This window comes from Lacinutrix chionoecetis, assembly GCF_053604665.1.
The window spans coordinates 1-13,961 of the sequence record NZ_JBSHNQ010000056.1 but is presented as its reverse complement, the minus strand read 5'-3'; the positions used below and the strand labels follow the sequence as shown (position 1 = coordinate 13,961).

The window sequence follows — 13,961 nt, the reverse complement described above, 5'->3', positions numbered from 1 at the left end:
TATATATAAAACATTATGAATAAAAAAGAAATAGAATCAGTAAACTACGGTTTAGAAAAAATATTCGAAGGCGCACAAGACTTCCTTCCACTTTTAGGAACAGATTATGTAGAATTCTACGTGGGTAACGCCAAGCAAGCAGCACATTTTTATAAAACAGCATTCGGTTTTCAATCGCATGCTTATAGAGGATTAGAAACAGGTTCAAAAGACTCTGTAAGTTATGTATTAACACAAGATAAGATAAAGTTAATGCTAACAACACCGTTAAACAGCAAGTCACCAATAAATGAACATATAGTAAAACATGGCGATGGTGTAAAAATAGTAGCGCTTTGGGTAGAAGATGCCAGAAAAGCGTATGAAGAAACAACCTCAAGAGGAGCAAAATCTTATATGGAGCCAACCGTAGAAAAAGACGAACATGGCAAAGTAGTAAGAGCAGGAATTTACACCTATGGCGAAACGGTACACATGTTTGTAGAACGTAAAAACTATAACGGTGCATTTTTACCAGGATTCCAAAAATGGGAATCAGACTACAATCCACCGACAGCAGGATTAAAATATATTGATCACATGGTAGGTAATGTTGGCTGGAACCAAATGGATGTATGGGTGAAATGGTACGAAGACGTTATGGGCTTTGAAAACTTTTTATCTTTCGACGATAAGCAAATACACACAGAATACTCTGCATTAATGAGTAAAGTAATGTCTAATGGAAATGGACGTATAAAATTTCCAATTAACGAGCCAGCCGAAGGTAAAAAACGTTCTCAAATAGAAGAATATTTAGACTTTTACGAAGGTGCAGGCGTGCAACACATTGCAGTAGCAACAGACGATATTTTAAAAACAGTTTCTCAATTACGAGCAAATGGTGTAGAGTTTTTATCAACACCACCAGACGAATATTATAAATCAGTTCCTGGTAGATTAGAAGAGTTTAGCCACGAATTAAAAGAAGATATCGAAAAACTTAAAGGTTTAGGAATCATGATAGATGCAGATGAAGAAGGCTATTTACTTCAAATTTTTACAAAACCTGTAGAAGACAGACCAACACTATTTTTCGAAATCATTCAAAGAATGGGAGCAAAAGGTTTTGGAGCAGGAAATTTTAAAGCTTTGTTCGAGTCTATTGAGCGCGAGCAAGCTAAACGTGGAACACTGTAATAGTGTTTTGTGTTAAATATACAAAAAATGCCATCAAATTATAAGATGGCATTTTTTTGTTTTATATTTTTGGAATAGTAATTGTAATCTATAGTATCTAAGCAATAAATGCTTAGAATTTAAGTTGATTATAATACTCAAATAACATGAAAAAATTACTACTTATAATACTCGCAATAGTGTCAATAAATACAACATCTGCACAAGATGGCGCGTTTCAGGATGGCGAATGGTTTAAATTTAAAATGAGCTATAGCAATTTCCTTAAAGCAGGTAACGCAACACTTTCTGTAAAAGAAACAGAACTTAATGGGAAGCCTGTGTTTCATGTAGTGGGAAAAGGCTGGACAACAGGCATGATAAAATGGTTTTTTAAAGTAAAAGACCGTTATGAAAGCTACATTGATGTAAACAAAATTATCCCTTATAAGTTTATTAGAGATATTGACGAAGGTGGGCATAAAAAGAACATTGAGATCGATTTTGATCACGATAAAAAAACAGCTTTAGTACATAATAAAAAATACAATACTAAAAAAACCATTGATACAAAACCCAATGTACAAGACATGGTTTCCATGTATTACTACTTAAGGAATAAAATTGACGTTTCTACTTTAAAATCGGGTGATGAAATTAAAACAGATATGTTTTTCGATGAAGAAAACTACGGTTTTAAACTAAAATATTTAGGCGAAGAAACGATTAGTACAGAATTTGGCAAGATAGAAGCTCTTAAATTTAGACCGTACGTAATGGCTGGTCGTGTGTTTAAAGAAGAAGAAAGTTTAACACTTTGGGTTTCAAAAGACAAAAATAAAGTACCTTTACGTATTAAAGCAGACTTGGCTGTTGGCTCTTTAAGAGCAGATTTAGAAGCCTTTAAGGGTCTTAAACATCCTTTTAAAATTGTAGTTGATAATTAAATGAGTACAGACAAAAAAATAACCGACCAACTCACCGATAAATACAAAGCATTAGGCCAGAATGTAAACACACATTTAGATGGCTTGTTACATAGTAAACCCATAGATTATTGGGATTACATCCAAACAGATGCACTTTTAAACTTACAAGTGCAACGTACCACGCTACCAGACGAAATGGTATTTCTTATGTACCATCAAGTAAATGAGCTATTATTTAAAATGATACTTTGGGAAATTGATCAAGTGGCTAAAAAAGAAAATATTACAGCTGCTTTTTTCGAAACTAAAATAATGCGCATTAGTCGTTATTTCGATGTCCTAACCTCATCCTTTACAGTAATGAAAGACGGTATGGATGTGGAACAATACAACAAGTTTAGAAACACATTAACACCAGCAAGTGGTTTTCAAAGTGCGCAGTATAGAAAAATAGAATTCGCCTCTACCGAATTAATTAATTTAATAGATAATCGCTTTAGAGAAACTATAGACAGAAACACACCTTTTGAGCATGCTTTCGAGCATTTATATTGGCAGGCAGCAGGAAAAGACTATAAAACAGGTAAAAAATCTTATACATTAACAGTTTTCGAAGAGAAATACAAGGACGAATTTATTAGATTTGTGGAATTCTATAACACACACAACTTGTGGAGTATTTTTAAAAAATTGCCACAAACGGTTAAAGAAGACGAAGATTTAATTAAGGCAATGCGTCATTACGACTACACAGTAAATATTACTTGGGTAATGGCACATTATAACACAGCAAATCACTACCTAAATATTGGTGGTAAAACAGCAGAAGCAACAGGAGGAAGCGAATGGGTAAAATATATGCATCCAAAATATCAAAGACGAATATTTTTTCCAGATTTATGGAGCCAACAAGAATTAGACGATTGGGGGAAAAATTTGTAATACTTTTAGTTTGCTTTATTTCAGTATTAGGCTGTAAAAAAGATATTGAGGTCACTAACGACCTTGATACTGTTTTAGTCGATGAACCCGAAGAAATCTACGAATTCGGTTTTAACTTAAACGAATTTATTGTTAAAAAAGACACCATTAAAAGCGGTGATACTTTTGGCGATATTCTTGAAAAAAATAACATTAGCTACCCGAAAATTTTTCAAATAGCAGAAGCCTCTAAAGACAGTTTCGATATTAGAAGACTACAAGTAGGAAAACCATATACTTTACTGTGTACTAACGATTCGCTTCAAAGTCCAAAATGCTTTATATACCAGCCAACCAAAGAACGCTATGTGGTAATAGATTTTCAGGATTCTATAAAAACCTACACTAGTTATAAACCTATTAAATACGTAGAGAAAACAGCTTCTGGAGTGATAACTTCCAATATTTCTAACGCCATGGACGAGCAAGGCAAACCATTTATGTTAGCCTTAAAGATGAGTGATATTTACGCTTGGACTATCGACTTTTCAAGACTTCAAAAAAACGATAAATTTAAAGTTATTTATACCGAAAAATATATAGACGATTCTATTTATGCTGGTATTCACGATATAAAAGCAGCTTATTTTGAACATAATAAAGAACCTTTCTATGCTTTCGATTTTGAAACCGATTCTGTTTTAGGCATACGAGATTATTTTAATGATGAAGCTAAAAATTTACGTCGTGCGTTTTTAAAATCGCCTGTTAGTTTTAGTCGTATTTCCTCCCGTTATAATTTAAAAAGACGAATAGCTTTGTATGGTAACCGTGTAAGGCCACACAAAGGAACAGATTTTGCCGCTAAACAAGGTACACCAATTATGTCAACCGCAAACGGAACGGTTATAGAATCTGCAAGACGAGGCGGTAATGGCAATTATGTAAAAGTGAAGCACAACGCCACTTATACAACCCAATACCTGCACATGAAAACCCGTAAAGCCAAAGTTGGAGATTTTGTAAAACAAGGCGAAGTTATTGGTTACGTTGGCATGACAGGTAATACTTCTGGTCCTCATGTGTGTTATCGCTTCTGGAAAAATGGGAAACAGGTAGATCCATTTAAAGAAAAATTACCAGAGGCAAAACCCATATCAGATAGTTTAAAAATTAAATTTTTAGAGCATATAAAACCGCTTAAAGCGAAATTAGATAACGATATCGAATATCCAGTAGAATCTAACGAAATTGACCTGTTAAGCATGAATCTACAAGATTCTAAAACAAGCATTAAAACCAATGGCCTTACCTTCAATAAACCCAACTAAAACCAAAGCCTGGAAAGCATTAGAAGCACATTTTTTAGGCGCAAAAGATCTTGAAATGAAAGCGTTGTTTGCTCAGGATAAAAACAGAGCAAATCAATTTAGTATTAATTGGGACGATTTTTACGTCGATTTTTCTAAAAACCGTATTACTAAAGACACTTTAAATCTGCTTTTAGAATTAGCTAAAGAGGTAAACTTAAAAGAAGCCATTGATGCTTATTTTAAAGGAGAAACTATAAACAAAACCGAAGGACGAGCCGTTTTACACACTGCCTTAAGAGGTGAACAAACAGATACTGTTTTAGTAGATGGCAAAAACGTAATGCCTGACATTTTTGAGGTGAAAGCAAAGATAGAGGCCTTTACAGAAAGCGTTATTAGCGAAAAAAGAAAAGGTTACACAAATAAAGTATTTACAGATGTCGTGAACATAGGTATTGGCGGAAGTGATTTAGGTCCAGCAATGGTTGTAGATTCGCTTCAGTATTATAAAAATAATTTAACTACTCATTTTGTAAGCAATGTAGATGGCGATCATGTAAGTGAGGTTATCACAAAATTAAATCCGGAAACAACACTATTTGTAATTGTCTCTAAAACATTTACAACCCAAGAAACATTATCTAACGCTAACACCATTAAAACTTGGTTTCTTAAGCATGGTAAACAAGAGGATGTCGCCAAACACTTTGTGGCTGTCTCTACAAATATCGAAAAAGTAAAGGCCTTTGGAATAGACGAAGACAACATATTTCCTATGTGGAATTGGGTTGGCGGTCGTTTTTCTTTATGGAGTGCAGTAGGTTTAACCATAAGTTTAGCAGTTGGTTTCGATAATTTCAACAAACTTTTAAAAGGAGCTAATGCAATGGATCTTCATTTTAAAAATGAAGCCTTCGAGAATAATATTCCTGTTGTATTAGCGCTATTAAGCGTTTGGTACAACAACTTTTTTAAAGCTGAAAGTGAAGCTGTAATTGCTTATTCGCAATACCTTAATCAATTTGCAACCTATTTGCAACAAGGCATTATGGAAAGTAATGGAAAAAGTATAGATAGAAATGGCCATCGTGTAGATTACCAAACTGGCACATTAATTTGGGGAGAACCAGGTACAAATTCGCAGCATGCATTTTTTCAACTTATTCATCAGGGCACGAAATTAATTCCTGCAGATTTTATAGGTTTTGCTCAAAGTCTTCATGGTAACATAGATCATCAGGAGAAATTAATTTCAAATTATATCGCACAAACTGAGGCTTTATTAAACGGAAAGTCTAAAGATGAAGTGATAAACGAATTAAAAAAACAAAATCTTTCAAATGAAGAAATAGAAAAACTTACTCCGTTTAAAGTGTTTGAAGGCAATAAACCCACCAATTCTATTTTTATTAAGAAGCTCACTCCAGAGAGTTTAGGAAAGCTTATTGCTATGTACGAACATAAGATATTTGTACAAGGAGTAATCTGGAATATCTATAGCTACGACCAATTTGGTGTAGAATTAGGTAAGCAATTGGCCAATACTATTTTAAAAGACATACATGAGGAAACGTCTGTAAACCATGATAGTTCCACCCAAGGCCTCTTAGCATTTTTTATTAAGTTCAGGTAATTATTGTTAAAAAATTTGTTAATAGGTTATTTGCAAATATCTAAATTTCAATAGTTTAAATAGTATCTTCATAATGTAAAAATATGTTAACATTAAGTTAATGTACAAGGCATAATTATACGTATTTTTGCAAAAAATTTAAACAAATTAACTTTAAATCAACACAATGAAAAACACAATTAAAATGTTGTTTTTTGCAGCTGCTATTTTCTGTTCTGCAATCACAATGGCTCAAAGTACAGTTACAGGAACTGTATTAGATTCAGAAATTAATGGACCCTTACCAGGCGCAAACGTTTTGGAAAAAGGAACAACAAATGGAACTTCTACAGATTTTAATGGAAATTTTTCATTACAAACACTATCAGATTCTGGACAAATAGTAATCACTTTTGTGGGTTACGAATCTATAACTTTACCTTTTAAAGGAAGTGTTGATCTTGGATCAATATCTTTAGCATCAGACAACTCTTTAGAAGAAGTAGTAATTATAGGTACAGGAGTTATTGATTTAGCCGGATCGAGAGAAACTCCGGTTGCTGTTTCTACAATTAGAGGTAAAGACATTCAACTAAAAGCTTCGGGTAATGTTGAATTTGGTGAGGCAATGAAAAACACACCTTCAGTATATGTTTCAAGTCAAGCAGGAGGATTTGGTGATAGCCAGATTTTCTTACGTGGGTTTGACCAGATAAATACAGCTTATTTATTAAACGGACAGCCAATTAATGGTATGGAAGACGGTAGAATGTATTGGTCTAACTGGTCTGGAATGAGTGATGTAGCAAATGCGGTGCAGGTACAACGTGGTCTGGGTTCTTCAAAATTAGCAATTTCATCGGTTGGTGGAACGGTTAACATTGTTTCAAAAACGACAGACAAGAGAAAAGGTGGTTTTGTAAGATTATTAGGAGGTAATGACTCCTACGGAAAAGCTACTGTTGCATACAACTCAGGAATACAAGAAAGTGGTTGGGCTTATTCGGTATTGTTAGATCATTGGCAAGCACATAGAAAGTATTCAATAGGAACTGCTGGACAAGGACAAAATTATTTATTCTCTGTTGGTTATAAACCAAATGAAAAGAACACGTTCAATTTCTTATTAACAGGAGCACCACAATGGCATGACCAAAATTTCTCAGAAGACTTAGAGTTTTATGAGCAATATGGTGAGAAAGCCAACGATAATTCTGGTTTTTTAAATGGAGAGCGTTTTACAGAAAGACGTAATTACTACCATAAACCAGTAGCAAACTTAAACTGGGATTTAAACCTTAATGAAGGATTAGATTTATCAACCGTGTTATATGCCTCGTGGGGACGTGGTGGTGGAACAGGAAATGTGGGTAACGGAAGAGTAAGATATTCTGATGTTGGCATAACAGGTCCAAATGAAAGAGAAATTAATTTTGATCAAATTGTACTAAACAACATAGCAACAGCAGATGCTAACGGTAACGGTAATTTTGGAGATTCTTACCTAAGAAGATCATCTGTTAACAACCACAATTGGTATGGATTACTATCTAATTTAAACATTGAAAAAAGCGAAAATTGGTCGTTTAATGTAGGTCTAGATGCCAGAACATACAGAGGTGATCACTTTAGACAATTGGAAAATTTATTAGGCTTAAATGGCTATAACGATAATTTTAGAACCGATAGACCAAGTGACTACGTTATATCTGAAACTTTCGAAGCAAATCCATGGTCGGCATTATTTAACTATGCAGATGATGACCAAAGATACGATTACAACTATTCTGAAGATATTAGATATATTGGTGGATTTGGACAAGCAGAATACAAACAAGATTCATTTTCTGCATTTATTCAGGCTGCTGTTTCAACACAGTCTTACCAAAGAGAAGGTAGATTTTCTGGACGAGGTGAAGGTTTAGGAAAATCTGATAAAGTATCTAAAGGAGGCTATAATGTTAAAGGTGGTGCAGCTTATAAATTAAATGATAATCATTCAGTTTTTGCCAATGCAGGTACTTATTCGCGCCAACCATTTTTAGATAATATATTTTCTGATATTAGATACTCTAACAATATCGTTGAGCCAGACGTAGATAATGAAGAAATAACAGGTTTCGAAGGTGGATACCGTTTTAAAAACAACGTATTTCGTTTTAATTTAGATATTTACAACACCACTTGGGGAAATAGGTTTTTGTCAATAAACGGCCCACAACAACCAGGAGCAGATAATGTATTAGGCACAAGCGATGATGAAACTTCAACGTACAGGTTAACAGATGTTACACAAGTGCATAATGGTATTGAATTCGATATGGAATACAGAGGATTTGGATCTAAGTTTAATATTAAAGCCTATGGTTCTTTAGGAAACTGGAAGTACGAAGGTAATACGCCATTTACATTACAAAATAATGAAACAGGAAACTTTATTACAACAGATGGAGATGTTAACCTAACTAATGTAAAAGTTGGTAATGCACCGCAAACCTCATTTGGTCTTGGCTTAAGAAGCGAATTATTTAAAGGTTTATCTGCAGATATAGATTATAATATTTATACAGATTTATATGAATTTGTTGATCCAGCAGATGTTGCTGCAGATGCTTTAGCAGGTAGAACTTATAGTTCTATTAGGTTACCAGCTTACACATTGGCAGACGCAGGTGTAACATATAATTTTGATTTAGGAGCAAATAAAATGACTTTTAGAGCAAACGTTTATAATCTTTTTAACGAAGCATATATTAACCAAAGAGATGCATTTGGTTATTACTTAGGAATTGGAAGAACATTTAATGCGAGTATGCGTTACAACTTTTAAATTCTAATTTTTAATACATTTAAAACCGCTTCATTATGAAGCGGTTTTTTTATGCCTTATTTATTACTACATTTGTTAAAACAACTAAAAAAACAGTTATTATGATTAGAATGTTGCACTCTTATTGGGCTTACCTTGTTTTATTAATGATGGTAATTGCTGCAGTTAATGCACTTGTTAAATATTTTGGAAAAAAAGAATACGAAGCAAAAGACTTTCGTATTGCGTTATTTACGTTAATTGTTTCGCACATTCAATTTCTTATAGGAATAATACTATGGTTTACACAAGATTATTTTGGAGAAAACACCATGAAAGAAGTAATGGGTAATGCTGCTTTAAGATCTAATGCAGTAGAGCATCCCATTGCAATGCTTTTAGCCGTGGTTTTTATTACCATAGGCTATTCTAAACATAAAAAGAAATTAACCTCTGCAGGGAAATTAAAACCTTTAGCTATATTTTATACCTTAGCCTTACTTTTAGTCTTGGCAAAAATTCCGTGGAATTTATGGTTTACCATGTAATAAAATAAAAAAATGCCAGCATATTATATGCTGGCATTTTTTTATTTTATGATGTGTTATTTATTACTGTTGCATATTCTTTGCTTCAATACTTAAAGTAGCGTGTGGCACGAGTTCCAAACGTTTTGGGTTAATTAGCTTACCAGTAACACGGCAAACACCATACGTTTTGTTTTCTACTCTAATTAGAGCATTTTTAAGATCGCGAATAAACTTCTCTTGCCTGATTGCCAATTGTGAGTTAGACTCTTTACTCATAACAGCACTACCTTCGTCAAATGCCTTAAACTGAGGAGACGTATCTTCCGTACCATTATTATGGTCATTCATGTAGGCACTTTTTATTAGCTCTAAATCGTGTTTAGCGTGCTCTATTTTTTCTAAGATAATAGCTTTAAATCCTGCTAATTCTTTATCTGAATATCTTACTGTATTTTCTGATGCCATAATATTAATTTTTTGTGATAAATAATTTTGTATTTATTGAGTCGAATGCAATATCTATACCGTTATTTACCTGTTCAACAATCTCAAGGTTATCTGTTAATGTTTCGGCCTTGATGTATTCTAAATTTGTTTTAACTGCTTTAGTGATTTGATCGTTTTTTTGGAGCGCTACAGAAATTCTATCTGTAACTTCAAAACCAGAATCTTTACGTAAATTTTGAATACGGTTCACGAGCTCACGAGCAATCCCTTCTTCACGTAATTCTTCAGAAATAGTTACATCTAAAGCTACTGTAATAGCTCCTTCGTTAGCTACAAGCCATCCTTCGATGTCTTGAGAAGTAATATCAACGTCACTGCGTTCTAATGTAATAATTTTTCCATTACACTCGACATCAATAGTACCATTTTGTTCAATATTTTTTATATCTTCTGAAGTGAATTGCATTATCTTACTGGCAATCAGCTTCATATCTTTTCCAAAACGAGGTCCTAATGCTTTAAAGTTAGGTTTTACCTGTTTTACCAAAATATCTGAAGCATCTTCTAAAAGCTCAATTTCTTTGACGTTTACTTCACTTTTAATTAAATCTGCCACAGCATTAATTTCATTCTTTTGTTCTATAGAATCTATAGGAATCATTATTTTCTGTAACGGTTGACGCACTTTTATCTTTTCTTTTGCTCTTAATGACAATACTAAAGACGATATCGTTTGTGCACTTTCCATTTTTCGTTCTAAAGACTTATCTACATAGCTTGACTCAAAAGTCGGAAATTCAGCTAAGTGTACGCTTTCAAAAGCTTCTTTATTGGTAACCGAATTTAAGTCTAAATACAACTTATCCATAAAGAAAGGTGCAATTGGCGCACCAAGCTTAGCAATGGTTACCATACAAGTATATAGGGTTTGGTAAGCCGAAATTTTATCTTGCTGGTAATCGCCTTTCCAGAAACGCCTTCTGCTTAAACGTACATACCAGTTGCTTAAATAATCTTGTGTAAAATTAGAAATTACTCGTGCCGCTTTAGTTGGCTCGTATGCGGCGTAAAACGCGTCTACTTTTTCAATTAATGTGTGTAATTCTGATAAAATCCAACGGTCTAATTCTGGTCTTTCTGCTAAAGGTATATTTGCTTCAGTGTACGCAAATTTGTCAATATTAGTATATAAACTGAAAAATGAATAGGTGTTATAAAGTGTTCCGAAGAACTTGCGCTTTACCTCTTCTATTCCTTCTAAATCGAATTTTAAATTATCCCAAGGATTTGCATTCGATATCATATACCAACGTGTAGCATCTGCTCCGTAAGTATCTAAGGTCTCAAACGGATCTGTAGCGTTACCTAAACGCTTAGACATTTTTTGACCGTTTTTATCTAACACTAATCCATTGGACACAACATTTTTATAGGCTACAGAATCGAAAACCATAGTTGCAATGGCGTGCATAGTATAGAACCAACCTCGTGTTTGGTCTACACCTTCGGCGATAAAATCGGCTGGAAATGCTTTGTTTTCGTCGATTTTTTCTTTGTTTTCAAAAGGATAATGCCATTGTGCGTAAGGCATAGAACCAGAATCGAACCACACATCTATAAGGTCTGCTTCACGACGCATTGGTTGTCCGCTTGCAGAAACTAAAACGATGTCGTCTACAATATTTTTATGTAAATCTATTTTAGCATAGTTTTCTTCGGAATTGTTTCCTACTTCAAAACTTTGAAAGATATCAGCTTTCATAATACCTGCCTCAACGGCACGTTGCATTTCATTTTTAAGCTCTTCAACAGAGCCTATGCAAATTTCCTCTTTACCATCTTCGGTTCTCCAAATAGGTAATGGAATTCCCCAATAACGCGAACGCGATAAATTCCAATCATTAGCATTAGCTAACCAGTTACCAAAACGACCAGTTCCCGTAGATTTTGGTTTCCAATTAATGGTGTCATTCAACTCGAACATTCTGTCTTTAACATCTGTTACTTTAATGAACCAAGAATCTAGTGGGTAATATAATATTGGTTTATCTGTACGCCAACAATTAGGATAGCTGTGTTTATATTTTTCAACCTTAAAGGCCTTGTTTTCTTCTTTTAATTTTATGGCTAACTCCACGTCTATTGAACGTTCTGGCGCTTCACCATCATTGTAATATTCGTTTTTAACGTACTTACCACCAAATTCTTTCATCTCTGGTCTAAAACGGCCTTGTAAATCTACAAGCGGTACTAAATTGTCGTTTTCATCTTTTACTAAAAGTGGTGGTATTTCTGGTACTGCTTGCTTTGCAACTAAAGCATCGTCTGCTCCAAACGTTGGTGCTGTGTGTACTATTCCGGTACCATCCTCAGTTGTAACAAAATCTCCAGAAATAACTCTAAATGCATTTTCTGGATTATCGTTTGGTAAGGCATATGGTAATAATTGTTCGTATTTTATACCTACTAAATCTTTTCCTTTAAATTCTTTTACCACATAAAAAGGAATCTTCTTATCACCATCTTTATAGTCTAAAAGAGCAGATTTTTCTTCAACCTTTTTAAATTTCCCATCAAATTGTTTTGCAACCAATGGCTTAGCGCAAATAACATTCATTGGTTTAAATGTATATTGATTGTATGTTTCAACTAAAACATAATCAATTTTAGGTCCAACAGTTAATGCTGTGTTACTTGGTAACGTCCAGGGAGTGGTTGTCCAAGCTAAGAAATAAATATCACCTTCGTTTTGTAAAAAGTCTGGTAATGTATTTTCTAAAGCTTTAAATTGGGCTACAACGGTTGTGTCTGTAACGTCTTGATATGTTCCTGGTTGGTTAAGTTCGTGCGAACTTAAACCAGTACCTGCTTTTGGTGAATAAGGCTGGATGGTGTAGCCTTTATACATTAAGTTTTTGGTGTATATTTCTTTTAAAAGCCACCAAACGCTTTCCATATATTTTGGCTCGTAAGTTATATAAGGATCGTCCATATCTACCCAATAACCCATTTTTTGAGTAAGGTTGTTCCAGATGTCTGTATAGCGCATAACTGCTTTACGGCAAGCTGCGTTGTAATCTTCTACAGAAATGGTTTTACCAATATCTTCCTTGGTAATACCTAATTCTTTTTCTACACCAAGTTCTATAGGTAATCCATGTGTATCCCAACCCGCTTTACGCTTAACCTGGTAACCTTTCATGGTTTTATAACGTGGAAAAATATCTTTTATCGCACGTGCTAAAACATGGTGTACTCCTGGTAAACCATTGGCACTTGGAGGACCTTCGAAAAACACATAAGGTTCTGCGTTATTACGTGTGGTCACACTTTTTTCGAAGATATTATTTTCTTCCCAATACTTTAGAATTTCTTCTGCTACGTTTGGTAAGTTAAGTCCTTTATATTCAGGGAATCCTGTGCTCATTTTGTCTAAATTCTTATAAGAAATGCGAAATTAAGGAATTCTACTGAAAAGACTATTTTTAAGTACAAAAAAAAGCTTCAGTATAAAACTGAAGCTTTAAAAATAGTTGATAAATGCACATTTACTCGACTATTATTTTTTTATCGATTATTCTGTTATCCATGGTTTTAACACTCACAATATACAACCCAGTACTTAAGTTAGAAATTGAGATTCCATTATCTAAAGCATCAGATTTTATATTCTGTTTAGTAAAAACAGATTGCCCTAAAGTATTATAGAGTGTTATTTGCTTGGCATCGCTTTTTAAACCCTTTACAACTAATGTTTCCTGACTGTTATTGTAAAAAATAACAGTGTTATCTGCGGAATTAAACTCCTCTGTGCTTAAAGCCTGGTTTGGGCTAAACACCACATCAAAACGATCGTTAAACGTCCCAGCAGCTGATGTAAAGCCGTAACCCTGCTCATTCCTTAAATCGAAATACAAATTAAGTAGGTTATCTCTTAAATAGAGATCCTGATTCGGGTCTATGTTAGCTATTTCCACGCTTTTAATAGTATAGGTTTCTGTACCAGTTGCTGTAAAAGTTAAGTCTACCACTTTATCGTCTGTAATAGGCGCTAAGGCTTGAATAACATATTGATCTCCATTTAATAAACTCCCTAAGTCATTACTTAATGGCGTGGTAATATAACCACCATCGAAACCGTATTCTCTGCCATTGTCTGTAAAAGCATCATCAAAGCCTAAAACCATAGTACGACTTGAGGTGTCTGACATAGACAGTTCTAACCTTAATAATTGATAGTTA

At 34.0% G+C, this 13,961-nt stretch carries 10 protein-coding genes; 7 read left to right on the top strand and 3 right to left on the bottom strand.

Going from position 1 to position 13,961, the window contains the following annotated elements:
• The first annotated feature begins 15 nt into the window (after window positions 1-15).
• The 7 genes from hppD (at window position 16) to ACVC43_RS01100 (ending at window position 9,290) form a co-directional block, all read left to right on the top strand.
• On the top strand, window positions 16-1,179 hold the full coding sequence (gene hppD / locus ACVC43_RS01130) for a 4-hydroxyphenylpyruvate dioxygenase (protein ID WP_452222735.1): 1,164 nt from the start codon (window positions 16-18) through the stop codon (window positions 1,177-1,179).
• Window positions 1,180-1,325: 146 nt separating this feature from the next.
• Window positions 1,326-2,105 (top strand): DUF3108 domain-containing protein, encoded by a 780-nt coding sequence (locus ACVC43_RS01125; RefSeq protein WP_452222734.1) that lies wholly within the window; start codon window positions 1,326-1,328, stop codon window positions 2,103-2,105.
• Window positions 2,106-3,029 (top strand): tryptophan 2,3-dioxygenase family protein, encoded by a 924-nt coding sequence (locus ACVC43_RS01120; protein WP_452222733.1) that lies wholly within the window; start codon window positions 2,106-2,108, stop codon window positions 3,027-3,029. It begins immediately after the preceding gene.
• Window positions 2,987-4,339 carry a peptidoglycan DD-metalloendopeptidase family protein gene (locus tag ACVC43_RS01115; RefSeq protein ID WP_452222732.1) on the top strand — a complete coding sequence of 451 codons (1,353 nt, stop codon included), beginning with the start codon at window positions 2,987-2,989 and terminating at the stop codon, window positions 4,337-4,339. The genes ACVC43_RS01120 and ACVC43_RS01115 overlap by 43 nt, the downstream gene beginning before the upstream one ends.
• Complete coding sequence (gene pgi, locus ACVC43_RS01110; RefSeq protein ID WP_452222731.1) at window positions 4,311-5,954, top strand: glucose-6-phosphate isomerase; 1,644 nt, start codon at window positions 4,311-4,313, stop codon at window positions 5,952-5,954. The genes ACVC43_RS01115 and pgi overlap by 29 nt, the downstream gene beginning before the upstream one ends.
• 166 nt (window positions 5,955-6,120) lie before the next feature.
• Window positions 6,121-8,763 carry a TonB-dependent receptor domain-containing protein gene (locus ACVC43_RS01105; protein ID WP_452222730.1) on the top strand — a complete coding sequence of 881 codons (2,643 nt, stop codon included), beginning with the start codon at window positions 6,121-6,123 and terminating at the stop codon, window positions 8,761-8,763.
• Window positions 8,764-8,864: 101 nt separating this feature from the next.
• A complete protein-coding gene (locus ACVC43_RS01100) occupies window positions 8,865-9,290 on the top strand; it encodes a hypothetical protein (protein ID WP_452222778.1) in 426 nt (141 codons plus the stop codon).
• Between the two features lie 63 nt (window positions 9,291-9,353).
• On the opposite strand, the gene ACVC43_RS01095 is transcribed toward ACVC43_RS01100, so the two are convergent.
• The 3 genes from ACVC43_RS01095 to ACVC43_RS01085 all read right to left on the bottom strand — a co-directional run.
• Complete coding sequence (locus ACVC43_RS01095; RefSeq protein ID WP_452222729.1) at window positions 9,354-9,737, bottom strand: TraR/DksA family transcriptional regulator; 384 nt, start codon at window positions 9,735-9,737, stop codon at window positions 9,354-9,356.
• Window positions 9,738-9,741: 4 nt separating this feature from the next.
• Window positions 9,742-13,146: an isoleucine--tRNA ligase gene (gene ileS / locus ACVC43_RS01090; protein WP_452222728.1), complete on the bottom strand. Its 3,405-nt coding sequence runs from the start codon at window positions 13,144-13,146 to the stop codon at window positions 9,742-9,744.
• 121 nt (window positions 13,147-13,267) lie between these two features.
• On the bottom strand, window positions 13,268-13,961 hold a 694-nt coding region (locus tag ACVC43_RS01085; RefSeq protein ID WP_452222727.1), incomplete at its 5' end, for a T9SS type A sorting domain-containing protein.

Coding starts and splice junctions, on each gene's coding strand:
- ACVC43_RS01125 (WP_452222734.1), top strand. CDS start 1,326: ATGAAAAAATTACTACTTATAATACTCGCAATAGTGTCAATAAATACA.
- hppD (WP_452222735.1), top strand. CDS start 16: ATGAATAAAAAAGAAATAGAATCAGTAAACTACGGTTTAGAAAAAATA.
- ileS (WP_452222728.1), bottom strand. CDS start 13,146: ATGAGCACAGGATTCCCTGAATATAAAGGACTTAACTTACCAAACGTA.
- ACVC43_RS01105 (WP_452222730.1), top strand. CDS start 6,121: ATGAAAAACACAATTAAAATGTTGTTTTTTGCAGCTGCTATTTTCTGT.
- pgi (WP_452222731.1), top strand. CDS start 4,311: ATGGCCTTACCTTCAATAAACCCAACTAAAACCAAAGCCTGGAAAGCA.
- ACVC43_RS01120 (WP_452222733.1), top strand. CDS start 2,106: ATGAGTACAGACAAAAAAATAACCGACCAACTCACCGATAAATACAAA.
- ACVC43_RS01115 (WP_452222732.1), top strand. CDS start 2,987: ATGGAGCCAACAAGAATTAGACGATTGGGGGAAAAATTTGTAATACTT.
- ACVC43_RS01100 (WP_452222778.1), top strand. CDS start 8,865: ATGATTAGAATGTTGCACTCTTATTGGGCTTACCTTGTTTTATTAATG.
- ACVC43_RS01095 (WP_452222729.1), bottom strand. CDS start 9,737: ATGGCATCAGAAAATACAGTAAGATATTCAGATAAAGAATTAGCAGGA.